Raw genomic sequence first — 23,804 nt, 5'->3', positions numbered from 1 at the left:
CGACGGTCTGGGCGCCGCTGGCCGTACGGGCGTACGCGCAAGGGCTCACCGTCACGAACTGCGGCTGCTTCGGTATCTACGTGCCCCAGCGGCTGACCTGGTTCGCCCGGGCCGCTGCTGGTGACGGGCGGGGCCCTCGGGCTCCCCTGCCATACCCAGCCCGGCATCGGCGAGTTGACGCGGACAAGGATGCACGTTCTGCGGGAAGCGTCGCGCGATCCATTTACATGACTGTCATGCACCTGTAGCTTCCGCTGCAAGAAGTTTCAGGAACTTGCCGGTTCTTTTTGCAGTACAAGGGGAGGCCATGAAACCCGTGCCCACGAGCCGTGGAAGAGGGAAACCGTCACGCCGCCTGAGACGCCTGCTCGCGGTGTGTGTGGCGGCCGCCGGACTTTCAGGACTGCTGACGGGCGTGCCGGACTCCGACCCCGTTGCACTGAAGACCGCGGCCGACACGGCGAACACGGCTACCGTCTTCTACTACACGAAGACCAAGAACTGGTCTTCCACCTACCTTCACTACGCCCCCGACGGCGGCTCGTGGACCACGGTTCCCGGTGTGGCGATGGACGCCGCGTGCACGGACTGGGTGAAGAAGACCGTCGACCTCGGTACGGCCACCGGTCTCCAGGCCACCTTCAACAACGGCTCCGGCACGTGGGACAACAACGCAGGCAGCAACTACGCGCTCGGCACGGGAACGATCACTGTCAAGGACGGCGTCATCGCCCACAGCGACCCGTGCGCCGACACAGGTACGGGCACCGGGAACCAGGCCACCGTCTACTACTCGACCGCAACCACCGGCTGGACCACGGCCAACATCCACTACGCGCCCGCCGGAGGATCCTGGACGACGGTCCCCGGCGTCGGCATGGAAGCCGCCTGTACGGGCTGGTGGAAGAAGACCCTCGACATCGGCACGGCCACCTCCCTGCAGGCGGCGTTCAACAACGGCAACGGTGTCTGGGACAACAACAACAGCGCCGACTACACGATCCCGACCGGCACCGTGACGGTCGCGGACAGGACCGTCACCAAGGACGCTGCCGACCCGTGCGCCGCCGAGGAGCCGGACACCGAAGCCCCCAGCGCGCCCACCGAAGTCACGGCGACGGCCACCAACACCTCCGTCGTGGTGGCCTGGGATGCGGCGACCGACAACAAGGGCGTGGTCAAGTACCAGGTCACCCGCACCGGCGGCACCAAGGGCACGGTGGTCAGCGACGTCGGCTCCACGGTCTTCTCGGACACCGGACTCGAGGAGAAGACCACCTACACGTACACGGTGAAGGCGGTCGACGCGGCCGGCAACACCTCCCCGGCCTCAGCCGCGGTCACCGCCACCACGGGTGAGCAGGCGCCCGAGCCGGCATCCGGGACCCCGCTCGGCACCGATCCGCGCAAGGACCCCATCTACTTCGTCCTCACGGCGCGTTTCTACGACGGAGACAGCTCGAACAACAGAGGCGGCAGCCAGGACGTGAAGTCCGGCAACGCCGCCAACAACGACCCCATGTTCCGCGGGGACTTCAAGGGCCTGGTCGACAAGCTCGACTACATCAAGGCCCTCGGCTTCTCAGCCGTCTGGATCACCCCCGTGGTCCTGAACCGCTCGGACTACGACTACCACGGCTATCACGGCTACGACTTCTACAAGGTCGACCCGCGCCTGGAGTCCGCGGGTGCCTCCTACCAGGATCTCATCAACGCGGCCCACGCCAAGGGCATGAAGATCTACCAGGACGTGGTGTACAACCACAGCTCCCGCTGGGGCGCCAAGGGCCTGTTCACCCCGACCGTGTACGGCGTCCGCGACAGCCAGTGGAGCTGGTACTACGACGAGAAGAACGAGGGTTTCGAGTACGACGGCCTGACCGTCGAACCGAAGTCCGGGAAGTCGTACTACAACGGCGACCTGTGGTCCACCGCCGAACCGGCCGGCAACACCTGTCTCAACTGGGGCAAGCCCACCGGCGGCAAGAGCGCCGAGGGCTACACGATCTACAACTGCCAGTGGCCCAGCCCCACTTCCGGCATGTTCCCGAAGGCGTACTACCACCAGTGCTGGATCGGCAACTGGGAGGGAGAGGATTCCCGCTCCTGCTGGCTGCATGAGGACCTGGCCGACTTCAACACCGAGTCGACGCCGGTACAGAACTATCTGATCGGCGCCTACAACAAGTACATCGACATGGGGGTGGACGGCTTCCGTATCGACACGGCCGTCCACATTCCGCGGGTCACCTGGAACCGGCGATTCCTGCCCGCCATCCAGGAACGGGTCACGCAGAAGTTCGGCGCGGACGCCGCCCAGAACTTCCTCGTCTTCGGCGAGGTGGGCGCCTTCGTCAACGACAAGTGGAACCGTGGCTCGGTGAACCACTCGGCGCAGTTCTACACCTGGAAGGAACGCAAGGAATACAGCGCCGACGACGAGGCGGCGGCCCTGGAGCAGTACAACTACGAGGAACAGTTGGGCACCGGCAATCAGCCGACCTCCGCCAACGCCTTCCTCGACGGCAACACCTACCACACGCCGGACCACAGTCAGTTCTCCGGCATGAACATCATCGACATGCGCATGCACATGAACTTCGGTGACGCGCAGAACGCCTACAACAACGGCAAGGACTCCGACGACAGCGTCAACGACGCCACCTACAACGTCGTCTACGTCGACAGCCACGACTACGGCCCGAACAAGTCGAGCACCCGCTACAGCGGCGGCACCGACGCCTGGGCCGAGAACATGGCACTGATGTGGACCTTCCGCGGTATACCGACCCTCTACTACGGCTCGGAGATCGAGTTCCAGAAGGGCAAGCAGATCGACTGCGGCCCGACCTGCCCGCTGGCCTCCACGGGACGCGCCTACTACGGCGACCATTTGACCGGGACCGTCACCGTCTCGGACTTCGGCAAGGTCGACTCCGCGAGCGGCGAAGTCGCCACCACCCTCTCCCAGCCTCTGGTCAAGCACCTCCAGCGGCTCAACCAGATACGCCGGGCAGTCCCGGCCCTCCAGATGGGCCAGTACTCCACCGACGGCATCAGCGGCGACATGGCCTTCAAACGGCGTTACACCAGCGGCAGTACGGACAGCTTCGCACTCGTCACCGTCACCGGCAGCGCCACGTACACCGGCATCCCCAACGGAACTTACCGGGACGCCGTCACCGGCGACGTCAAGACCGTCACCAACGGCTCTCTGTCCGTAGCGGCCCCCGGAAAGGGCAACCTGCGCGTGTACGTACTGAACGGCCCCGGCAAAATCGGAAGCGACGGCCCCTACCTGAAGTAACACCCGGGTGTGCCCCAGGTTTTGAGAACTTGGGGCACACCGGCTTCACCAAACGCCCGCAGGGCCGGTCCGCACCTGACCGGCTCCTCCCTGAGCAGGACCACAGTCGCTTCGGGCGAGGGGCGGACTGTCACCAAATGTGTCTGCTCCCGTACAGTCCGTCGGGTCAGCGCTCCGTCGCGGCCAAGATAAGCGGTTGACCAGGAGAAGAAACATGGACACCGAAGCCACTCTCAGCTCCCTTCCGCGCGTTCCCGGACCGGGACGGCCGGTGCCCGAAGCCGAGCCTGGACTCGTGGAACGGTGGCGCTCAGGGGGAGGCGAACTGGTCGAGCTGCTGTCCCAGGTGCGCGAGCGGTTCGGCGGCATCGCCGCCTTCCGCCTCGGGCCGGCTCCCACCGTTCTCGTCACCGACCCGCAGGCGGTCCAGCACGTACTCGCCCGGCACCCGGAGCGGTACGTCAAGCGCTCCCACCGCGCCCGGCTGCTGATCGGCGACGGCGTCCTCGCCGCCACCGGTGAGGCGTGGAAGCGACAACGTCGCTTGTTGCAGTCCCAGTTCACCGGTACCGGGATGCGCCGCTACGAACAGCGGATCACCGAGGCTGCCCGGACCACTGCCGTGCGCTGGGACACGTACGCCCGTACCGGGCAGACCCTTGATGTCGGGCGGGAGATGCGCCGCTTCGCCCTGGACGCCATCTGGCGCTCCCTCACCGGGCACCCCCTTGATGACGGGACCGAGCGCGAACTGGGCGCCGTGGCAACCGTGGCGGAAGCCCTGCCGACCCTGCCCGCCGATGCCGCCGACGCCCAGAACACCGTTGCCGCCGATCTCGCCCGGATCGATGCGGTCGCCCGGCACGCCATCGAGGCCGCCCGCAGCGGGGCGGCCGGCCCCGACGGCCCGGGCCTGCTGCACGTCCTGATCGACGCCGCCACCGAGCGCCCCGAGTACACCGACCGGCTGATCCGCGACGAGCTGGTCACCTTGCTCGCGGCCGGGCACGAGACCACCGCCACCACCCTGACCTGGCTCTACCTGCTCCTTGACCGGTACCCCGCCGCCCGCGAACAAGCTCTCGCCGCCGGCGGCGAAGGCTCAACGCAACGCCGCCAGGCCATCCAGGCCCTGGTCCACGAGACACTCCGGCTCTACCCGTCCGCCTGGATCCTGCCCCGCCATGCCACCGAGGACGACACCCTCGCCGGCTACGCCGTCGAGGCGGGCACCGACATCCTGATCTGCCCGTACCTCACGCACCGAGACCCCGAACTGTGGCCAGACCCAGAGCACTTCGCCCCCCGGCGCTTCATCACCCCGGACGGCCGACCTACCCATCCGGGCGCCTACCTCCCCTTCGGCATCGGTCCCCGCGCCTGCCTCGGTCTGCAATTCGCGCTCCGCGAATCGACCGTCCTGCTTGAACACCTGCTGCCGGTCCACACCCTGACCTTCTCCTCCACCCCCATGAAGGCGGTGTACGGCATCACCGTCCGCCCCGACGGCCCCACCCCCGCAACCCTGGAACCGCCACTCACCTGAGGCGCATCATGGTGCGAGGTTGAGCGGCCCGAACTCGTTCGGACGGCTACGTCGGCCAGTGTGCGCTGAACGCGCTGATCGGGGCGCGGAACCCGATCAGCGCGTCGCGGACGACAGGGGTATCAGCTCAGGTGCCGGGTGAAGAACCGCAGTGAACTGTCCAGTTCGAACGCCGGGATCTCCCCGTGGTTGCCGGGGTTGGCGTGCAGCGTCTTCTCCGCCGACGCGAAGGCGTCGAACAGCGCCAGACTCGCCGCCCGCGGCACCCGCTCGTCGTCCCACTGCACCAGGAACTCCACCGGGACGGTGATCCGCGCGGCGGCCTCGGCCGAGGTCTCCGCCCCGTTCAGGCCCAGCACCGCCGCGCGGACGCGGGGCTCGGCGGCGACAAACGGGACGCCGAGCCCGCAGCCCAGCGACAGCCCCCAGTAGCCCACCGGGCCGGCGCCGACGTGGTCGAGTTCCTGGACCGCGTCCACGACCGCCCGCCATTCCGGGACGCTCTGGCCGGCGATGAGGGTGTGGACTTCGGCGAGCACCGGAGCCACGTCCCCGCCGGTCTGCATGCGGTTCCGCATCTCGGCGATGAGCCGGTGGTGTTCCTCGGTTCGCGGCCGGTCGCCATGGGCGGGCGCGTCGACGGCCGCCACCGCGAAGCCGCACTCGGCCGCGAAGCGGCGGGCACGCGCCACGATGCCGGGGGCCTTCTTGTGCTGGCCGCCGCCGTGTCCCATCAGGATCAGCGGGCGGGTACCGGCGGTGCCGTCCGGCGTCCACAGCACGCCGGGGATCTCACCAAAGGTGAAGGGGAGGGTGAAGAGCTGTTCGGTGACGCCGTCGGACGACGTCCGGGAGGTGAAGCGCATGTGCGTTTCAAGCCTTTCGGGATGCCTTCTGCGGGCACTCCCTAGCCCATGCAAGGGAGGGAGCCCCGACCTGTTACAGCGTTGATCGGTCTCACCTCCTCGGTTCGCAGCAGCACCTGGCGACGCAGAACGTAGCACGACCCGCTTCTCGCCGGGGCGAACATTTTCCGATGCGGCAGCTCAATCACCTGCCGGTGATGAGCTCAGGCAGGGCTTGCCGACGACGCCGCGTCCGCCGGGTCAGTCCAGCAGCCCCAGCTCCAACGCGGAGCGGATGGCCATCCACACCTCCGTGAAGGCCCCGGTGGCCGTGAGGTCGCGGCCCGTGAGCGCGCTGAAGCGGCGCAGCCGGTAGGTGAGGGTGTTGGGGTGGATGTGCAGGGCCGCGGCCGCGTCGTCGGTGCGCCGGTCGCGTTCCATCCAGGTGCGCACCGACAGCAGCAGCTGCGCGTCGTGGGCGGCGTCGTAGCGCAGCACTTCACCCAGGACCTGCTCGACCAGCGCGTTCAGGGCCGCCGGGTCGTCGGGCAGCCAGCGGCCGGCCGGGTCGTTGCCGTAACGGACCAGTGGGCGGCCGGACGCGGCGGCTTGGGAGACCGCCCACCGGGCCTCGCGCTGGGCGATGCGCAGGGACGCGCCGCAGGGCAGGGGCCGGCTGGCCCCGGCGGCGACGCCGGGCAGAGCCGCGACGGTGTCGGCCAGGTGGGGCGGGCCCAGCAGGTAGCGGTCCTCGCCGCGGTTGAGGAGCAGGAACGGCTCGTCGTCCAGGGCACGCAGCAGCGCCTGCTCGGTCACGCCCCGGACCACGGTCAGCTCGGTCGTGCCCTCGAGGGAGTGGCGCAGCAGGCGGCGCTCGGCGGCCTCCTGGTCCAGGGTTCCCTGGAGCATCTCGGCGAGGATCTCGGTGCCCTCACGACGCAGCGTCTCGCGTTCGGTGCGGATCACGGCGAGCTGGAGGGCGGCAACCGTCGCGATGTGCTGGACCACCGCCAGCCCGGCCGGGCGCGCGCCGTCCCGCTCCAGCGCGATCAGGAAGCCGGCCGCGCCGCCCGGCGAGGGCACCGGCAGGACGAATCCGCCGGGGATGGTCGGCGGGGCGTCCGCAGACTGGGGGACCAGCGACGGCTCGGGGACGGGTACCCCTGGCAGCAGGGGCCGGCCCTGGGTGGTGCACAGCCGGACGTCGTACCCGGACAGGTTCTCCAGGCGGCGGAAGAGCGTCGTGGTGTCCAGGTTCTCCGCCGCCAGCCAGCGCAGTGCCCCGAACACCTGGAGCTGTGCCCCGAGCCGGTGCCTGGAGTCCTCCTGCACTGCCGCCGCGACCTCCTGCGCCACCACGATGAACGGCACGGCCAGCGGCACCTCCAGAACGGGCATGCCCCGCTCCTCCGCCGTGTCGAAGAACGCCCTCCGCAGCGGCGGCATGTGCAGTTGCACGGACACGGCCAGGGCGGCCACCCCGGCGTCGTCCAGCCGTTCCAGGTAGGCACGCTGCCCGGCGGCCGAGCGCGGCAGGGCAAGCCCCGTGGTCATGATGATCTCGGCCCCCAGCAGCCACGGGGTGGGGTCCTCCAGCTCGCTGGCGTGCGCCCAGGACACCGAGCGGTCCAGGCCGGCTCCCCCCGCCAGCAGCCGCAGCTGAAGTGCCGGATACGACAGCACCTCCCGGACACTGACCCCGCGTTTTTTGTTCCCGTCCACAAAGCCAGCCTAACTGTCTGTGCCTGCCACAATTGTCCGGCGGCGCGACACACGCGGAGACTCAGCCGTGCCGGGCTGTCCCGGCGTATGTGAGAAGGGAAGGCATCAGGCAATGACCGAAGCCCGAGGTTCCGTCGATCCCCGTGGACCTGTCGACTCCTCCCGGGTGCCGCGCTTCGCGGGACCCGCGACGTTCGCCCGGCTGCCGCGCCTGGACGAGGTGGCCCGCGCCGACGTGGCGGTGGTCGGCGTCCCCTTCGACGCCGGCGTCTCCTACCGCCCTGGAGCCCGCTTCGGCGCCACCGCGGTCCGTGAGGCCAGCAGGCTGCTGCGCCCCTACAACCCGGCACTGGACGTCTCCCCGTTCGCCACCCAGCAGGTGGCCGACGCCGGCGACATCGCCTGCAACCCCTTCAACATCAACGAGGCCATCGAGACCATCCAGGACGCCGCGGCCTCCCTTCAGGCCGACGGCACCCGGCTGGTCACCATCGGCGGTGACCACACCATCGCGCTGCCGCTGCTGCGCGCCGTCGCCGCACAGCACGGCCCCGTCGCGCTGCTCCACTTCGACGCGCACCTGGACACCTGGGACACCTACTTCGGCGCCGAGTACACGCACGGCACTCCGTTCCGTCGTGCCGTGGAGGAAGGTATCCTCGACACCTCCGCCCTCTCGCACGTCGGCACCCGCGGCCCGCTGTACGGCAAGCAGGACCTGACCGACGACGAGAAGTTGGGCTTCGGCATCGTCACCTCGGCCGACGTGTACCGGCGCGGCGCCGATGAAGTCGCCGACCAGCTGCGTCAGCGCATCGGAGACCGTCCGCTGTACATCTCCATCGACATCGACTGCCTCGACCCGGCCCACGCCCCCGGCACGGGCACGCCGGAGGCGGGCGGCCTGACCTCACGGGAACTCCTGGAGATCCTGCGCGGACTGGCCGGGAGCCGCCTGGTCGGCGCCGACGTCGTGGAGGTCGCACCCGCCTACGACCACGCCGAGATCACCTCGGTCGCGGCCTCGCATGTCGCCTACGACCTGATCAGCCTGCTCGCTCTCAAGGAGGACAGATGAGTGACTCCCCCGCTCTGACCGAGGTCGAGCAGTACGGTGTCGAACGCATCCCCGACGCGGACCGCTCCGCGACCCCCCTCGACCTGTTCCGGGTCGCGTTCGGCGGTGCCAACACCTTCGCCACCTGCGTGCTCGGCGCCTTCCCGATCCTGTTCGGGCTGTCCTTCTGGCAGGGCCTGGCCGCGACCGTGCTCGGCCTGGTGGCGGGCGCGCTGATCCTCGCACCGCTGGCGGTGTTCGGTCCGCGCAACGGCACCAACAACGCGGTCTCGTCCTCGGCGCACCTGGGTGTGCACGGGCGGATCGTCGGCTCCTTCCTGTCGCTGCTCACCGCCATCGCGTTCTTCTCGATCTCGGTGTGGTCCTCCGGCGACGCGCTCGTCGGCGGCGCACACCGGCTGATGGGCGTACCGCAGAACGACGGCGTGTTCGCGATCGCGTACGGAATCTTCGCGCTGCTGGTGCTGACGGTGTGCGTGTACGGCTTCCGGTTCATGCTCTTCGTGAACAAGATCGCGGTGATCGCGGCCTCCCTGCTGTTCGTCCTCGGCTTCTTCGCCTTCGTCGGGGACTTCGACCCCGGCTACCAGGGAGCGTTCCACTCGACGTCCGCGGCGGGATTCTGGCCCGCGTTCATCGGCTCGGCGCTGATCGTGCTGTCCAACCCGGTGTCCTTCGGTGCCTTCCTCGGTGACTGGGCGCGCTACATCCCCGCTGCCACCCCGCACCGCAAGGTCATCACGGCGGCGTTCGCCTCCCAGATCGCCACCATCCTGCCGTTCTTCTTCGGCCTGGCCACCGCCTCGATCATCGCGGAGAAGGCGGCGAAGTACATGGACCCGAGCGCCCCGAACTACGTGGGCGGCCTGCTGGCCATCGCGCCCGGCTGGTACTTCCTGCCCGTGTGCCTGCTCGCGCTCATCGGCGGCATGTCCACCGGCACCACCTCGCTCTACGGCACCGGCCTGGACTTCTCCAGCGTGTTCACCCGGTTCAGCCGGGTGCAGGCGACGCTGTTCGTCGGTGTGCTGTCGATCGGGTTCATCTTCGTCGGCCGCTTCGCCGCCAACCTGTCCCAGTCCATCTCCACCTTCGCGACGCTGATCATCACCTGCACCGCCCCCTGGATGGTGATCATGATGCTCGGCTTCGTGACCCGTCGCGGCTGGTACGACCCGGACTCGCTCCAGGTGTTCAACCGGCGCCACCGCGGCGGCCGCTACTGGTTCAACCACGGCTGGAACTGGCGCGGCATGGGCGCCTGGCTGACCTCGGCGCTCCTCGCCCTGGCGTTCGTCAACCTGCCGGGCCAGTTCGTGGGCCCGCTCGGCGACCTGGCCGGCGGTGTCGACCTCTCGTTGCCGGTCGGCCTGGGCGTCGCCGCGATCCTCTACCTGGCGCTGCTGTGGATCTTCCCCGAGCCGCGTGAGGTCTACGGGCCCGAGGGCCCGCGCCTGGTCCGCTCCTCGGACACGCCGGTTCCGCCGATCACCACGGAGACCGGAGCGCCCGTGGTCGCCATGGCCGAAGGGGTGTGACGGCGCCGTGCGGCTCGTCGACCTCTCCGTGGAGATCGCCACCGGGATGCCTGTCTACCCGGGCGACCCTGCGGTGGCCGTCACCCCGGCGCTGAGCGTCGCCGCGGATGGTGTGAACGTCCTGCACCTGGACATGGGCTCGCAGTCCGGCACCCATGTAGACGCACCGTTCCACATCGACGACGCACTGCCGACCCTGGACCAGCTGCCCCTGGAGCGCTTCGTGGGCGAGGCCGTCGTCGTGGATGCCCGCGACGCGCGGCCCCGCTCAGCGCTCGGACCGTCCCTGTTCGAAGGTTTCGAAGGCCGTCTACGGGCCGGGGTGATCGTGCTCGTGGCCACCGGCTGGTCGCGGCACTGGGGCACGGACGACTATCTCGCGCACCCGTATCTGACGCGGGAGGCGGCCGAGCTCCTCGTCGCCGCCGGAGTCCGCACCGTAGGCATCGACGCGCTGAGCGTCGACCCGACCCCCGGCGACGACTTTCTCGCCCACCAGGTCCTGTGCGGCGCCCACGCCGTCATCGCCGAGAACCTCACCGGTCTCGCCCCGCTGCTCGAAGCGCAGGCGGCGGGGGAGCCCATCGAGGTCTCCCTGCTGCCGCTGCGGCTGCCCGCCGCCGACGGGGCCCCGGTGCGGGCCGTCGCCCGCATCGGCTGACCCCCCCTGAACCACCTGAACTCGCTGAACCCCCCCACGCAAGGAGCACCCCCGATGAACGACGAGGTTCTGAAGGCCGCAGACGCCCTGGTGTCCGCGTTCGGCGAAGGCCGCCTCGACGACTACTTCGCGGCGTTCGCGCCCGACGCGACGTTCGTCTTCCACACCACGCCCGAGCGCCTCACCTCCACCGCGGACTACCGCGCCCTGTGGGACCGCTGGGTCGCCGAGGACGACTTCCGCGTCCTCGCCTGCACGTCCACCGGCCAGCTGGTGCAGCTCCTCGGTGACACCGCCGTGTTCAGCCACCAGGTCGAGACCACGGTCAGCACCACCGCAGGCCAGGAGACCCTCCACGAGCGCGAGACGATCGTGTTCCAGCGCCAGGACTCCGGCCGCTGGCTCGCCGTGCACGAACACCTTTCGGCAGCGGCCGGCGCCTGACCCCGCGTGGCGCGAGGCCACGAACCCCCGGACGACCACGGAAACGGATATGCCGTCGGCGCGAAGCGCGGCGGTGCAGGGACGATGAGGACAGAGCGATGAGCGAGCTGCGTACGCTGCGCAACTACATCAACGGCGAGTACGTCGATGCGGCCGACGGACGCCGCCTGGATGTGACCGACCCCGTCACGGGCGAGGTGTACGCGCACTCGCCCCTCTCGGGCGCAGCCGACGTGGACGCGGCGATGGACGCCGCCGCAGCGGCCTTCCCCGTCTGGCGCGACGCCACGCCCTCCACCCGGCAGAAGCTGCTGCTGAAGATCGCGGACTCCGTGGAGGCCCGGGCCGATGAGATCGCCGAGGCGGAGTGCCGCAACACCGGCAAGCCGCGTGCGATCACGCTCACCGAGGAGATCGCCCCGATCGTCGACCAGATCCGCTTCTTCGCCGGTGCCGCGCGTCTGCTGGAGGGACGGTCGGCGGGCGAGTACATGGAGGGGATGACGTCGATCATCCGGCGCGAGCCGATCGGCGTGTGCGCGCAGGTCGCACCGTGGAACTACCCGCTGATGATGGGCGTATGGAAGTTCGCCCCGGCGATCGCCGCGGGTAACACGGTCGTCCTCAAGCCGTCCGACACCACCCCGGCGTCCACCGTCCTGCTCGCCGGGATCATCGGCGACATCCTGAAGGAGATGGACCTTCCGGCGGGCATCTTCAACGTGGTGTGCGGCGACCGCGAGACCGGCCGGCTCATGGTCGAGCACAAGACCCCCGCCATGGCCGCCATCACCGGATCGGTCCGCGCGGGCATGCAGGTCGCCGAGTCCGCGGCGAAGGACGTCAAGCGCGTCCACCTCGAACTGGGCGGCAAGGCCCCCGCGGTGGTCTTCGAGGACGCCGACATCGCCGCGGCCGTCGAAGGCATCTCCATCGGCGGATTCTTCAACGCCGGGCAGGACTGCACCGCGGCGACCCGCGTCCTGGTCCACGAGTCGATCCACGACGAGTTCGTCAAGGCCCTCGCCAAGGCCGCCGCCGACACGAAGACCGGCGGCAGCATCGACGACGAGGACGTGCTCTACGGCCCCCTCAACAACGCGAACCAGCTCGCGCAGGTCTCCGGCTTCATCGACCGCCTGCCCGGCCATGCCACGGTCGAGGCCGGCGGTCACCGGGTCGGTGAGCGCGGCTACTTCTACGCCCCGACGGTCGTCTCCGGCCTGCAGCAGGACGACGAGATCATCCAGAACGAGGTCTTCGGCCCGGTCATCACCGTCCAGTCCTTCACCGACGAGGACCAGGCTGTCACGTACGCGAACGGTGTCGAGTACGCGCTCGCCTCGTCCGTATGGACGAAGGACCACGCGCGGGCGATGCGGATGTCCAAGGCCCTGGACTTCGGCTGCGTCTGGATCAACACCCACATGACCCTCGTCGCCGAGATGCCGCACGGCGGCTACAAGAAGTCCGGCTACGGCAAGGACCTCTCCGCGTACGGCTTCGAGGACTACACCCGCATCAAGCACGTCATGACCGCCCTCTGACCTACAGCGTCCGCGGCCGAGACTGCAGTGGCCCCGGCGGTCGGCAGATCCGAGGGGCCGTTGCAACACGCGGTGAGCTGATCAGGCCGCGAGCAGTTCGCACAGACGCTCGACTGGGGTTTCCCGGTCGAGCGTTTTGCGTGGGCGGTGGGTGGCTGTTGAACTTGGCAGCGACGGCCTGCGCCGCTGTGCTCGTCGACGGTGGCAGTCCCGTACCACCGTGAACGAATCTCGCCGACGAGCCATGCACGGTGGGGCCCGAGAGAGTGCCGGTCCCGTGGCGGGACCGGCACCGACCGGTCAGCCGAGCGTGAACCAGGCGCTGCGGGACTTCTGCCACTCGGGGTACGCGAGATCCTTCGCCTCGGTGCCGTCGCCGTACAGGTCGGCGGCACCGTCGTCGGTGATCAGCTGCACGCGGGCGCCGGACTGGGTGAGGTCGGGGACCGACACGATCGATTCCCAGGCGCCGGCGTCCGTGGTCGGCAGGTCCAGGACCTTCACCGGCTGGTCCGCGGCGACGCCGTCCCAGGAGTACAGCGCGTAGGGGTCGGCGTTGTCGTCGGCCGCCCAGGAACCGGCCAGGATCAGGACCTGTCCCAGGGAGTTGCTGCGGATGTCGCGCACCGACAGGCCGCCGAGGTCCCACTGGATCGGTGTGCCGAACGTGGCGTGGGCGCCGGTGGCGACCTGGTTCATGTTGGTCACCGGCACGACGAGCGCCTTGCCGCCGCTCTGCGGCGGCACCAGCGGGGCGCGGAAGCCGACGTAGGCGGTGGTGGTGCTGCCGGTGGCGAACTCCAGGCCCTCGACGTTGAATCCGTCGATCGCCTTGGGGATCGAGCCGTCCGCGGTGCCGTCCGCGAAGCCGAAGCGGTCGCCGTTGTCCTCGTCCCACTCCACGAGGTCGTCGCGCAGGGTGTGGCCGGCGGTGCCGAAGGTCAGCGCGGTGGAGGCACCGGAGCCGGTCAGCTTGGTCGTGAAGACGGTGTTGCGGTCCGCCTTGTACTCGCCGTCCTTGTTGTTGCCGAGGGAGCCGGTCCAGTAGACGGTGTCGCCGACGAGAGTGCCCCCTTCGATGTCCACCTCCTTGTCGGCGTCGAGCGCGTCGTCGAGGTCCCAGGTCTTCACGGGAGCCCCGGAGACGCTGCCGTCGTACAGCCGCAGGGCGTTGTCCTCGTCGTTGGCGACGAGAAGGTAGCCGCCGCCCACGGAGACCGCGGCCGAGGCGTCGCTGGCGCCGGTCAGGTAGCGGGCGTCGGCGGAGTCCTGCACGGCGGGCGACGCGGCGTAGTGCAGGGTGGTGGTCGCGGTCTTGCCGCCCAGGCCGGTGACCTTCAGCGTGAGGTCGGTGTAGCCCTGGCCCTGGGCGGTCACTGCCACCGTGCGGGTGCCCGCGGTCCCGGTGACCGTGACGTCGCTGGCCGCGGCGACGGAGGACTTGCTGGTCTTCGACACGGCGACGGTGAGGGCGGAGGCGTCGGCGCCGCTCTGGGCGACGGTCACGATGACGGTCGGGTCGGCGGTCGCGCCGACGGCGCCGGAGAGGTAGGACGTGGACAGCTTGATCGTCGGCGTGCCGTAGCTCGCGGCGTGCACGGGCGCAGCGGTTGCTGCGGACGACAGCAGCACGGTGGCGGCGGCGAGCGCCACCCTGCGGACGGACAGCGGGGAGGCAGGGGGTACGGAGTGCACGGTCGGTTCCTTTCGGCGACACGGCTCGGCGCATCCGGTCACAGACGGCCTGGATGCCGTCGAGCAGATTTCAACGTGCCGCCCAACGGCGGACCGCGGTCACGGGTCCGGCAGGCGAACAGCGGCCGACAGATGATCTTCGGGGGTCCGCAGCAGCTAATGACCGCGACCGACTGGGCAACCGATCGGAACATGCGGCTCATTCCGCACAACAAGGTCTCGCCCGGAAAGCCATTTTACTGCTGGACGGCATGTGGAGCACATTGTCGAGGACTTGGAGCAGATCATCGGGCGGTTGCTGGGTTGCGTCCAGGGAAGTGGTGTACAGGTTCGATCTGTCCGGGGCGGTCGATGGCGACTTCCATGCGGGCCCGGGTGGAAGTGGCGACGAGGCGAGGCCTGTTGACCACGTTGGCGACGGTGCCCAGGGAGACGCCTGCTTCGTTCTTGTCGTCAGGACTGAGCAGGCGGGGACGGCCTTCTGCCCACTGTGGGGTCAGACTGGTCAGGCCGATCTCGTGCGGGCAGACAGGCCGCCAGGGCACCAACTCCGCGGGGATCCTCTCCTATGGCCGGGCTCAAGCCCTGCTTGAAGGGCACATGGCTATTCGCCTGGGAGGCCACAAAGCCGACACCCGCAGCCTGACCTGTCACCGCCGCCTGCCCGGCGCGGCCGCCGTGCTCGCCCCCGGGCTCGGGGGCGGTGCCGAGTGCCGGGCTGATGGGCACGCCACCGCCGACCACCACCACGGCCGGGGTGTGCCTAGCCGGACTGACCTCGCACCGAGTGCACCGTGCGTCTCGTTGGCCATGGGGGCGGGTGCCGGCGCTTCCGCTCGGGTGCGCTCCGCGGCCTCCGGCGCACGCATCGAGACCGGTGCGTAGATGCCGGTTGTGCACCGTCACCGTGCTCACCGGGGCAACCGATCAGTTTCGGAGAAGCCTGCCGCCGGGGCGGATCCGTAGCATGAGATGACCCCGAACAAGCCTTGCAGGAAAGGAAACTTGCAATGAAGAGCGAGCAGACGTCCACCAAGAGCACCAGCGCGGCCGACAAGAAGTACGAGGGATTCACGGACGAGGAACGGAGTGCGATGAAGGAGCGCGCCAACGAGCTGAAGGCGTCCGCGCGCCGCGGCTCGCGTGCGGCCAAGGCGGACGGGGACAGCGAGGTACGTGCGAAGATCGCCGAGATGCCGGAAGCGGACCGCGTTCTCGCCGAACGCATCCATGCCATCGTCAAGTCAAGCGCGCCGGCCCTCTCGCCGAAGCTCTGGTACGGCATGCCCGCGTATGCCAGGGACGGCAAGGTTGTCTGCTTCTTCCAGAGCGCGCAGAAGTTCAAGACGAGGTACGCCACGCTCGGCTTCAGCGACCAGGCGAAGCTCGACGATGGCACCATGTGGCCGGCCGCCTATGCCCTGACCGAGTTGAGCGCCGACGATGAGGCGCGGATCGGCGCACTCATCGAGCGGGCGGTGAGCTAGGGCGGCGGTGTGGTCGGGGGCCGGCCTCCAAGTGCCGCTGACGGCGAGAACATGTGAAGCACGCGGCGTGACGACATCTCGCCGCTGCGGCCGGGGCCCGTGGTCTCGGTCGAGTCTCTCTGCAAGGCGACCTGTCGGCCGCCGACGCCCGCCGGCCGGTCAGCCGCGTGGGAAGCAGCAGTCGAGCAGCGCGACGATCGTGGAGACGATGCCCGCGATGCTCGCCAGAACACCGACGCCCCACGGCTGTCCGGAACTGCCCGTACTGCGACCAGCCCGTCACCAGCGGTCGCGGCGTTGCACGGCGACGTGGATGCTGCGGTATCAGCCGGTAGCGTCCTCGGCTGGTCGGACGTGTCGTTGCGATGTCGGATTCAGGACAAGTCGATCGGGCCGGTGCGGTCGATGAAGCGTCCCGAGCCGGCGCCGGGCTCTTCGGTTGCGAGGCGGACGATCGCGTCGGTGCCTTCGGTGACGGACTGTGGCCCACTGCGGCCGTTGAGATCGGTTGCCGTGTAGCCGGGATCGGCGGCGTTGACGCGAATGTCCTTCAGCCCCTTGGCGTACTGAGTGGTCAACATGGTGAGGGCCGCCTTTGAAGCGGTGTAGAGAGGTGCGACGACGGAGGACTCGGTCCGCGACGGATCGTGGGTGATGGCAAGCGACCCCATTCCGCTGCTGACGTTGATGATGACCGGGTCCGGCGACCGGCGCAGCAGCGGGAGGAAGGCGGTGGTCGTCCGGACCACACCGAACAGGTTGACATCGAACACGCTGAGAGCGTCTGCACCGGTCAGGTCGCTGGGATCGCCGTGCGGACCGTGAACGCCGGCGTTGTTGATCAGAACATCGATCACGCCTTCGTGTGCAGCGACGTCCGTCGCGGCGGCGGCGACGGAGACGTCGTCGGTGACATCGATACGGACGAATCGCACGCCCAGCGTGGCGGCGGCCGCAGCGCCCCGTCCCGGATCGCGGGCTCCCATGATCACGGTGTGACCGAGTTCGATGAGTCGTCGGGCGGCCTCGTAGCCGAGACCCTTGTTGGCTCCGGTGATGAACGTGGTGGTCATGCATCGATCGTCGACGCTGCACCGGCGCCCTGCCAGGGACGCTCTGACCGTAGGAACGGCAGTACCACGACCCAGAGGGATGCGGCAGGATGGACGACGTGGCTACGAAAGTGGGGGTTGGACTGGGCGCGACGATCCGCGCCTGGCGAGAGCGGCTGTCCCCGTCGACTGTGGGGCTGCCGTCAGGCCGGGCACGTCGCGCGACCGGGCTGCGCCGCGAGGAACTCGCCGAACGCGCCGGTGTATCGGTCGATTACGTGGTGCGCCTGGAGCAGGGGCGGGCCACGGCACCTTCGGCCCAGGTCGTCGCCTCCCTCGCGCGCGCCCTGCGACTGACCACCACCGAGCGCAACCACCTCTACCGCTTGGCTGGGCTGGTTCCCCCGAATGACGACCCGATCCCCGATCGCATCCCGCCGGGCGTGCACCGCGTACTGAACCGGCTCGGGGACGTCGCGGTCGCCGTGTTCGCCGCGGACTGGCAGATGATCTGGTGGAACCCCGGGTGGGCGGCGCTTCTCGGCGACCCCTCGACCTCGCCACCGGAACTGCGCAACTTCGCCCGTGAGAGATTCCCGGTCGGTTTCGACGACGTACACATCGCCTCGTGGCCGGTGTTCGCACAGAACAGCGACGGCTCCGACCTCGCTATCGTGTCCGACCTACGCCGCGCCACCGGACGCTTTCCCCATGACGCACGCCTGGCAGAGCTCATCCGGGTGCTCACCGCAGGCAATCCAACATTTGCCCGGCTGTGGGCGAGCGGTACGGTGGCCGCGCACCGTGAGGACCGCAAGACGATCGAGCATCCCAAGGTCGGGCTCGTCGAAGTGGACTGCGATGTCTTGACCGACGGCGATTCCGACCTCAAGATCGTGATCTTGACTGCATTGCCCGGCAGCGCGGACGAGGCGAAGTTGAGGCTCGCTATGGCTGCCGACATCGACAGCACACCCGCGCCTGACTTCTGACCACACGGCCCACACCCTTATCACCGACCTCGTCCAAGAAGTCCTCACCTCGCACGTCGTTTTCCATGGCCGGTCCGGGTGTGGGGTCCGACCTGAAAAGGATCGACCGGGGAACGCGGCACTTGGGCGTCAATTCGAGGCCAATGTCGTCGAGAAGATCTCCAAGGCGGCCGGCCGAAGTCCGTCGTCGGGGCCGCTCGTACACCGTCTGCACGTCGTCGCTTGCGTTGCCCGCCTCGCTCGTTCCCGTCAGGGCGTCTGGCGCGGGGTGTCCACCGGGTTGCTGCGTGCCGTGCCGGTGGGTTCGGACCGGGAGAGTGCGGCGAGGAGGTGCAGTCTCTCGTCGCTGTCGCTGTTCTTGTCGGGGTAGTAGACGACGAGGATGACGTCGTCGATGGGGAGTTTGTCCCGGTGGAGGCGGAGTTCCCCGACGACGGGGTGGTGGACGGTGGTGGTGCCTCCGTCGAGGACGCGGACGTCGTGGCGGGCCCACAGGGTGCGGAACCGCTGGCTGGACAGGGCGAGTTCTCCGACGAGTTCGACGAACCGGGGGTCGTCGGTGTCGTCCCCGATCGTGGTGCGGAGCGTGGCGACGAAATCGGCGGCGGCCTCCTCCCAGCCCTGGTGGAAGGCTTGTTCCTCCGGGTCGAGGAAGAAGGAGCGAAGGCGGTTCTGGCCGGGCCGCAGCCGCGGGGAGAGTGCGACGGCCATCGGGTTGGAGGCCAGGACGTCGAACGCGCGGCCTTCCACGAACGCGGGTATCTGGAGGTGGGCGAGGAGTTGGTGGGCACGTGCCGGGAGGTGTTCGGGCCGCTTGCGGCGCGGTGTCCTCGGTCGAGCGGCTGAGAGGCCGAGCAGATACGTCCGTTCGACGTCGTCGAGTTGGAGGACGCGCGCGAGGGATTCGAGGACCTGGGGGGAGGGGTTCTTGTCCCGGCCCCGTTCCAGGCGCAGGTAGTAGTCGGGGCTGATCCCGGCGAGCAGGGCGACCTCCTCACGCCGCAGGCCGGGGACACGCCGGTTGCCACCGGGCGGGAGTCCTGCCTGCGCCGGGGAGACCAGCTCGCGCCGGGCGCGGAGGTAGCTGCCGAGCCGGTTGTCGGATTCCTCATCCTTCATACCGACACCGTAACGCCGTGCGTGTGTCGCAGAGGGGGCCCTGGCAGGACCAGGGAAAAGGGGGGCCCTGCCACATTCTGCGGGTGTCGTCGAGACTGCAAAAGCACTGTTCGAGAGACAGGGAACACCACTGTCTGCGCCGTGGTTCACACCGTCGGCACATTGAAACGAAGGGAAGATCTCATGGATCTCTCCAACCGCACCGTTCTCATCGTCGGCGGGACCTCGGGCATCGGGCGGGAGCTGGCCAGGCGGTTCGCCGCCGCCGGCAGCACCGTGGCCGTTGCCGGTCGCAGCCCGGAGGCGCTCGCGGAACTCGCCGGGGAGGGTTTCGGCACGTTCAGCGTCGACGTCACGGACCACGACTCCGTCGCATCCACCCGTGACACTGTGCTCGCACAGCATCCCGAGCTGGACACGGTGGTGACCATGTCCGGTGTCATGCTGCTGGAGGACCTGCGCGATCCCGCGCACTTCGAGGCGGCGCAGACGACGATCGACACCAACCTGGTCGGCACCATCCGGGTCGTCGACGCCTTCACCCCGCATCTGGTCGGGCGCGGCGCCGGCACCTTCGTCACCGTCACCTCCGGCATCGCCTTCCTGCCGTTCCCGCCCATGCCCACCTACGCGGCCTCGAAGGCGGCGGTGCACGCCTACTCCGAGGCCCTGCGCGCGCAACTCGACGGCACCGGTGTCGACGTCGTCGAGCTCGTTCCCCCGGCCGTCGCCACGGCGGGTCAGGAGAAGGTGAACCCGCACGCGCTGCCGCTCGCCGACTTCGCCGCCGAGGTCATGGACCTGCTGTCGCAGGAGCCCACTCCCCGCGAAGTCCTCGTGAAGGGTGTCCTCGTGCACCGGTGGGCCGAGCGCGACGGCACCTACGACGACCTCGTCGCGCAGCGCGCCCAGGCGCTGGCCATGCTCCCCAGCCGCCAGAGCTGACACCCCGCCCGCCACACCGTACGGGCCCTGCCGCTTCCACCGCGGCAGGGCCCGTAGCCCTGTGCCCGGGCATCAGGTCCTGCCGCCGGTACGGCAAGAAGGCTCCGGTGGAGCTCTACGAATCGGCGGCGTGCGCGGTGAACCGCTCGGCGGCCTCCTGGAGTTCGGCTTCGCGCCGCGGGTCGTAGGACTCGTCCGACGAGCGGTCCACGCGGTCGCGCTCGACATAACCGGTCGGCGCCGGGGTCGTGCCGAGCACGATGTCAGCGAGGTGGCGGCCCGCGGCGTCGCGGCTGGTGGCGAAGGGGGGAGGGCCATCAGTGGCAGGACGCGCCGCATCGCGGACCGGGAGACCGGGTCGGCGTTGCGGGCGAGACCGGTGCCGGGCGCGAACCCCGGGTTGTAGATGACGGCGTCGATCCCGGCCGGCAGGCGGCTCGCGTACTCGTGGACCAGGTAGATCGCGGCCGGTTTGCTCGTCGAGTACGCGGTGCGCCCGGCGGGGTGCCCGGCCTGGCGAAGGCGCCGGTGCGGGCGAGGGTGTCCGGGAAGGTGCAGGCCGGGCCCGGCACCCTGCCCATGTTGTGCCTGAAGTCGCCGAAGTGGGTGTTGCTGACGGTGATCACGATCCGGGCGGGAGTGGCGAAGTGATGCTGGAGCAGATGTACGAACAGGTGGTTGGCGAGCACGCTGACCGTGAACGCGGCCTCCAGCCCGTCGGGTCCCTCCGATCGCGTAAGGAATGGCCTTGCGGTCGGTTACTGTGCGCGGATGTCAAACGCACGTACGCACGGCGGCTACCGGACAGGCGGCCTGTGGGCCGCGGCAGGAATCTCGTTCAGTGCTGTGGTGCTTGGCTCGGGGCTCGCTCTGTTCGGCATGCTCGAGTTTGACGAGCGGTGCATGCACGGGCTGACGCAGGGGCCGGGCCGACTCCTGCGGGTACGGGATCAGGCGTTTCCGCCGGCCACCATCTGTGAGTTCGAGCGGGGAGAGGTCTCCTCTGTCGGAGGTTCGGGAGTCCTCAGCGCGCTGCTCTGGGTCAGCTTGTCGGCCCTGGTCCTCTGCCTGCTCGCGGCGCTGATCGCGGAGTGTCTCGAACCGCGCCTTGGTAGCGACCTGGTAGTGCCGATGTCCAGGGCTGAGAAGCTGCGTCGCACGGGGGCGGCATTCTTCGTGGCCGGCTCTGTGTTCCTCATGTTCTACGCGTTGGCCGGGTGGAGACTGTTCACAGGGCCGTCGTCGGTCTGCTCTGCGGGAGCGGACTGGGGAACCAATACGCCACGGACGCTGGAGTACAGCTTCTTTCCACCCCAGGCGACCTGTCAGTACACCAGCGGCTTGACGCGGCAGATGAACCCTGACTGGGTGGCCTCACTGTCCATGGAGTTGGCTGCTCCCGCTCTGATAGCCGGAGTTGGTTTTGTGCTCGCCTGGCGGCGCTGGCGTTTGGAGCGGCGGGCGACACGTCCAGGGGTTGTCTCAGTGATCTCCGATATCGCCGATTGAAGAAACACCGCCTGACTGCGGGAAGATCGTCGCCGCCCTCGCGAACGCAGGATTTCTCGCCGTAGCTTTGACGACTGCCGCCACGCTGGTCTCTCCCGACCAGAAGGGACGTGCGTTGGCCGTGCTGCTGTCAGGCACGACGGTGGCGACGATCGCCGGGGTCCCAGGGGGATCGGTACTCGGCACGTTCCTCGGGTGGCGGGCCACGTTCTGGGCTGTCACCGCTCTCTGCCTGCTCGCAGCGATCGGCATCCTCAAGGGAATCCCAGCGCGACCTGTGGAGCACGACACGACTGGCGGCCCGGCCTCGCGAGCAGAGCTCGCGCAGCTCAAAAGTCCACGGTTGATCCTGGTCATGCTGCTTGGCGCGCTGGTGAACGCGGCCACCTTCGCAAGCTTCACCTTTCTCGCCCCCGTCGTGACCGACACCGCCGGGCTGAGCCAGATGTGGATCTCAGTCGTTCTGGTGCTCTTCGGTGTCGGTTCCTTTGTCGGTGTCACCATCGCCGGACGTGTGTCCGACCAGCGCCCCGGCCTGGTGGTCGCAGCCGGTGGTCCGCTGCTGCTCCTCGGCTGGCCGGCCCTGGCGGTGCTGGCCGAGAAGCCGGTCGCTCTGCTCGGCCTCGTGTTCGTGCAGGGCGCGTTGTCGTTCATGCTGGGCAGCACGCTGATCACGCGGGTCCTCTACGAGGCTGCAGGAGCCCCCATCATGGCCGGCTCGTACGCGCCCGCCGCACTCAACGTCGGCGCCGCCTTGGGACCCCTCGTCGCCGCGAGTACTCTCCGCACCGAAGCCGGGGACCTTGGCCCGCTCTGGGCAAGCGGCCTCCTCGTCCTGGTCGCGCTGCTCGTCGCGTTCCCCCTGCGCGGTGTGATCGCGGCTGATCGAAGCAACGAGGTGCTCAAGTGGCGCATGCGAACGTTCCGTTGACCATCGAGGGACGACGAAGACGACATTCACACTGCCCGAGCGGTGCGAGATCAAGAAGATCGCCAGGTCCAAGCCGGCCGAGCACGGCCTGCCGTTCTCGACCTGGAGCCTGGCCAGGTCGGCCGACTTCTGGTCGCCGAGGGGGTGGTCGACGACATCAGGTCATCAGGCCGTGGACTCGGTCTGGCCGGAGCCGAGAAAGAGACTGCCTCTGCGGCTGGCGGCTTCTGGACATGGCGTCGATGTCTCCAGCGGGTTGGCTGTACGGTGCGCTGGTGTTCTTGCCCCGGTCCGTCTCGCGCCCGCTGCCCCGGTACGGTCCGCCGCGCCCGGATGGCCTCCGGCGTCGGCCATGGTGGCATCGTGCATGGGGGCTATGCGCGGTGCTTCTGGGCGCTGTCGCAATGCTGTGGGCGGTGGGTCGTTTCGTTGCCCTGCCCGGGGCGGTAACGGAGGAACGGGGTTTTCTCTCGGCCGTCCCGTGCCTGGCGGCCGGAGCCAACGCGGACCGGGCGGATTGTCTGCACGCCGTACGGGCCACCGTGACGGGGACGGTGATTCAGAGCTCTGGGCGAGAGGAGACGTACCGGCTCGAGTTGTCGGGTCCCGCTCCGGCGTCCGGTTCACTTGATATGGGTTCCGCGGGCCCACTGCTGAAGCGGTTGCACCCGGGCGACCAGGTGAGTGTCACCGTGTGGCGGCACTATGCGACCGCAGTCAGCCGGGGCGGCCTTACTCAGGAGACCAACGACAACCCCGTTGGTGACCCGGATACCGCCAGTGCTCTGGCGCTGGAGTCGCTGGCCTGCGGAACGTACCTGCTGGGGGCCGGCGGCTGCGCGCTGCTGGGAGCGCGCCGTGCCGCTGAGCGCGGCTTGCCCGCTTCCCTGGTCCCGTTGGGCAAGGCCACGGTCGGTGCGGCGCTGGCGGCATGGCCGGCCTGTCTCGTAGGCGTCGGGTGGGGAGGGCCTGTGGGGGTGGTGGCGGCCTGGCTGGTGATGCTGCCGGTGATCGGGTGGATCGTTGTGGTGCGACAGCGCCACGTCCGGCGCCGGTCCCCGCACGGTTGAGCAGAGCCGGCGGTGCTGTCACAACTCGCGCCGTCTCCGGCCGCCACACCGCTCACCCTGCCCGACGCCCGGCCCGTCCAGCCAGCCTGCGCAGGCACCGGCCGGCCACCGAAAACCGGCAGCCGGCAGTGCCGGACGCGGGCGGACGATGCTCCCCAGGGAACGCCGGTCACTGGCCGCCGCCGACGTGGCGATCCGACAGGCCCGCAAGGAGATCGACTGGCTCGGCGTCCCGCCCGCGCAGGCGGTCCTCAAGACGTGCCGCTGGGGCATGGCAACATCCCCAAGGTCGGCCGTGTCCACTTCCGCTGGACCC

Annotated in this window: 19 protein-coding genes and 2 pseudogenes; 15 read left to right on the top strand and 6 right to left on the bottom strand. The window is 69.2% G+C overall.

The genetic code is table 11. From position 1 onward, the window contains the following. The first annotated feature begins 307 nt into the window (after positions 1 to 307). Both ABT114_RS26320 and ABT114_RS26315 read left to right on the top strand, forming a co-directional pair. Entirely contained in the window at positions 308 to 3,307 is a 3,000-nt protein-coding gene (locus ABT114_RS26320; RefSeq protein WP_351145329.1) for a carbohydrate binding domain-containing protein, read from the top strand. Positions 3,308 to 3,521: 214 nt separating this feature from the next. Further along, a complete protein-coding gene (locus tag ABT114_RS26315) occupies positions 3,522 to 4,853 on the top strand; it encodes a cytochrome P450 (RefSeq protein ID WP_351145328.1) in 1,332 nt (443 codons plus the stop codon). A 122-nt stretch (positions 4,854 to 4,975) separates the two neighbouring features. On the opposite strand, the gene ABT114_RS26310 is transcribed toward ABT114_RS26315, so the two are convergent. Both ABT114_RS26310 and ABT114_RS26305 read right to left on the bottom strand, forming a co-directional pair. After that, positions 4,976 to 5,719, bottom strand: a complete 744-nt coding sequence (locus tag ABT114_RS26310; protein ID WP_351145327.1) for a dienelactone hydrolase family protein — start codon at positions 5,717 to 5,719, stop codon at positions 4,976 to 4,978. Between the two features lie 240 nt (positions 5,720 to 5,959). Then, positions 5,960 to 7,420 (bottom strand): PucR family transcriptional regulator, encoded by a 1,461-nt coding sequence (locus tag ABT114_RS26305; RefSeq protein ID WP_351145326.1) that lies wholly within the window; start codon positions 7,418 to 7,420, stop codon positions 5,960 to 5,962. A gap of 112 nt (positions 7,421 to 7,532) precedes the next feature. Between ABT114_RS26305 and speB the strand changes: the two genes are divergently transcribed. The 5 genes from speB to ABT114_RS26280 all read left to right on the top strand — a co-directional run bounded on the left by speB (position 7,533) and on the right by ABT114_RS26280 (position 12,688). Further along, positions 7,533 to 8,498, top strand: coding sequence for an agmatinase (speB, locus tag ABT114_RS26300; RefSeq protein WP_351145325.1), 966 nt, complete (start codon positions 7,533 to 7,535; stop codon positions 8,496 to 8,498). Continuing rightward, positions 8,495 to 10,036 (top strand): purine-cytosine permease family protein, encoded by a 1,542-nt coding sequence (locus ABT114_RS26295; RefSeq protein ID WP_351145324.1) that lies wholly within the window; start codon positions 8,495 to 8,497, stop codon positions 10,034 to 10,036. Before speB ends, ABT114_RS26295 begins: the two co-directional genes overlap by 4 nt. A 7-nt stretch (positions 10,037 to 10,043) precedes the next feature. Beyond that, positions 10,044 to 10,697, top strand: a complete 654-nt coding sequence (locus ABT114_RS26290; protein WP_351145323.1) for a cyclase family protein — start codon at positions 10,044 to 10,046, stop codon at positions 10,695 to 10,697. A 54-nt stretch (positions 10,698 to 10,751) separates the two neighbouring features. Next, on the top strand, positions 10,752 to 11,141 hold the full coding sequence (locus ABT114_RS26285) for a YybH family protein (protein ID WP_351145322.1): 390 nt from the start codon (positions 10,752 to 10,754) through the stop codon (positions 11,139 to 11,141). 98 nt (positions 11,142 to 11,239) lie between these two features. Further along, complete coding sequence (locus tag ABT114_RS26280; protein ID WP_351145321.1) at positions 11,240 to 12,688, top strand: gamma-aminobutyraldehyde dehydrogenase; 1,449 nt, start codon at positions 11,240 to 11,242, stop codon at positions 12,686 to 12,688. A gap of 300 nt (positions 12,689 to 12,988) precedes the next feature. On the opposite strand, the gene ABT114_RS26275 is transcribed toward ABT114_RS26280, so the two are convergent. Next, a complete protein-coding gene (locus ABT114_RS26275) occupies positions 12,989 to 14,383 on the bottom strand; it encodes a hypothetical protein (RefSeq protein WP_502988387.1) in 1,395 nt (464 codons plus the stop codon). A gap of 1,010 nt (positions 14,384 to 15,393) precedes the next feature. Here ABT114_RS26275 and ABT114_RS26265 point away from each other — a divergent pair. Next, positions 15,394 to 15,870 carry an iron chaperone gene (locus ABT114_RS26265; protein ID WP_351145320.1) on the top strand — a complete coding sequence of 159 codons (477 nt, stop codon included), beginning with the start codon at positions 15,394 to 15,396 and terminating at the stop codon, positions 15,868 to 15,870. 374 nt (positions 15,871 to 16,244) lie between these two features. On the opposite strand, the gene ABT114_RS26260 is transcribed toward ABT114_RS26265, so the two are convergent. After that, a complete protein-coding gene (locus ABT114_RS26260) occupies positions 16,245 to 16,943 on the bottom strand; it encodes an SDR family NAD(P)-dependent oxidoreductase (protein ID WP_351145319.1) in 699 nt (232 codons plus the stop codon). Between the two features lie 89 nt (positions 16,944 to 17,032). Between ABT114_RS26260 and ABT114_RS26255 the strand changes: the two genes are divergently transcribed. Next, positions 17,033 to 17,914, top strand: coding sequence for a helix-turn-helix transcriptional regulator (locus ABT114_RS26255; RefSeq protein ID WP_351145318.1), 882 nt, complete (start codon positions 17,033 to 17,035; stop codon positions 17,912 to 17,914). Between the two features lie 249 nt (positions 17,915 to 18,163). Here the strand turns inward: ABT114_RS26255 and ABT114_RS26250 are convergent, their stop codons facing one another. Then, positions 18,164 to 19,033 (bottom strand): helix-turn-helix transcriptional regulator, encoded by an 870-nt coding sequence (locus ABT114_RS26250; RefSeq protein WP_351145317.1) that lies wholly within the window; start codon positions 19,031 to 19,033, stop codon positions 18,164 to 18,166. 183 nt (positions 19,034 to 19,216) lie between these two features. On the opposite strand from ABT114_RS26250, the gene ABT114_RS26245 reads away from it, so the two are divergent. After that, complete coding sequence (locus tag ABT114_RS26245) at positions 19,217 to 19,978, top strand: SDR family oxidoreductase (protein WP_351145316.1); 762 nt, start codon at positions 19,217 to 19,219, stop codon at positions 19,976 to 19,978. Between the two features lie 115 nt (positions 19,979 to 20,093). Here ABT114_RS26245 and ABT114_RS26240 read toward each other — a convergent pair whose 3' ends face one another. Continuing rightward, positions 20,094 to 20,237 carry a hypothetical protein gene (locus tag ABT114_RS26240; RefSeq protein ID WP_351145315.1) on the bottom strand — a complete coding sequence of 48 codons (144 nt, stop codon included), beginning with the start codon at positions 20,235 to 20,237 and terminating at the stop codon, positions 20,094 to 20,096. A 245-nt stretch (positions 20,238 to 20,482) separates the two neighbouring features. On the opposite strand from ABT114_RS26240, the gene ABT114_RS26235 reads away from it, so the two are divergent. The 5 genes and pseudogenes from ABT114_RS26235 (at position 20,483) to ABT114_RS26215 (ending at position 23,488) form a co-directional block, all read left to right on the top strand. Beyond that, entirely contained in the window at positions 20,483 to 20,629 is a 147-nt protein-coding gene (locus ABT114_RS26235; protein WP_351145314.1) for a hypothetical protein, read from the top strand. 120 nt (positions 20,630 to 20,749) lie between these two features. Continuing rightward, on the top strand, positions 20,750 to 21,487 hold the full coding sequence (locus ABT114_RS26230) for a hypothetical protein (protein WP_351145313.1): 738 nt from the start codon (positions 20,750 to 20,752) through the stop codon (positions 21,485 to 21,487). 22 nt (positions 21,488 to 21,509) lie between these two features. Beyond that, positions 21,510 to 22,418, top strand: a pseudogene (locus ABT114_RS26225) (MFS transporter); the annotation flags it as partial. Between the two features lie 16 nt (positions 22,419 to 22,434). Continuing rightward, positions 22,435 to 22,589 (top strand): annotated as a pseudogene (locus tag ABT114_RS26220) (IS630 family transposase); the annotation flags it as partial. Positions 22,590 to 23,098: 509 nt separating this feature from the next. After that, on the top strand, positions 23,099 to 23,488 hold the full coding sequence (locus tag ABT114_RS26215; protein ID WP_351145312.1) for a hypothetical protein: 390 nt from the start codon (positions 23,099 to 23,101) through the stop codon (positions 23,486 to 23,488). Positions 23,489 to 23,804: the final 316 nt, after the last annotated feature.

It is taken from the genome of Streptomyces sp. NPDC002088, from assembly GCF_040296605.1.
Lineage (GTDB): Bacteria > Actinomycetota > Actinomycetes > Streptomycetales > Streptomycetaceae > Streptomyces.
Note: the sequence above shows the minus strand (reverse complement) of the source record. Positions and strands in the feature narration are given on the sequence as shown.

What these genes read in the sequence shown, in the direction of transcription:
- ABT114_RS26320 (WP_351145329.1), top strand. Translation starts at nt 308, where the DNA reads ATGAAACCCGTGCCCACGAGCCGTGGAAGAGGGAAACCGTCACGCCGC.
- ABT114_RS26315 (WP_351145328.1), top strand. Translation starts at nt 3,522, where the DNA reads ATGGACACCGAAGCCACTCTCAGCTCCCTTCCGCGCGTTCCCGGACCG.
- ABT114_RS26310 (WP_351145327.1), bottom strand. Translation starts at nt 5,719, where the DNA reads ATGCGCTTCACCTCCCGGACGTCGTCCGACGGCGTCACCGAACAGCTC.
- speB (WP_351145325.1), top strand. Translation starts at nt 7,533, where the DNA reads ATGACCGAAGCCCGAGGTTCCGTCGATCCCCGTGGACCTGTCGACTCC.
- ABT114_RS26295 (WP_351145324.1), top strand. Translation starts at nt 8,495, where the DNA reads ATGAGTGACTCCCCCGCTCTGACCGAGGTCGAGCAGTACGGTGTCGAA.
- ABT114_RS26285 (WP_351145322.1), top strand. Translation starts at nt 10,752, where the DNA reads ATGAACGACGAGGTTCTGAAGGCCGCAGACGCCCTGGTGTCCGCGTTC.
- ABT114_RS26280 (WP_351145321.1), top strand. Translation starts at nt 11,240, where the DNA reads ATGAGCGAGCTGCGTACGCTGCGCAACTACATCAACGGCGAGTACGTC.
- ABT114_RS26265 (WP_351145320.1), top strand. Translation starts at nt 15,394, where the DNA reads ATGAAGAGCGAGCAGACGTCCACCAAGAGCACCAGCGCGGCCGACAAG.
- ABT114_RS26260 (WP_351145319.1), bottom strand. Translation starts at nt 16,943, where the DNA reads ATGACCACCACGTTCATCACCGGAGCCAACAAGGGTCTCGGCTACGAG.
- ABT114_RS26255 (WP_351145318.1), top strand. Translation starts at nt 17,033, where the DNA reads ATGGACGACGTGGCTACGAAAGTGGGGGTTGGACTGGGCGCGACGATC.
- ABT114_RS26250 (WP_351145317.1), bottom strand. Translation starts at nt 19,033, where the DNA reads ATGAAGGATGAGGAATCCGACAACCGGCTCGGCAGCTACCTCCGCGCC.
- ABT114_RS26245 (WP_351145316.1), top strand. Translation starts at nt 19,217, where the DNA reads ATGGATCTCTCCAACCGCACCGTTCTCATCGTCGGCGGGACCTCGGGC.
- ABT114_RS26230 (WP_351145313.1), top strand. Translation starts at nt 20,750, where the DNA reads ATGTCAAACGCACGTACGCACGGCGGCTACCGGACAGGCGGCCTGTGG.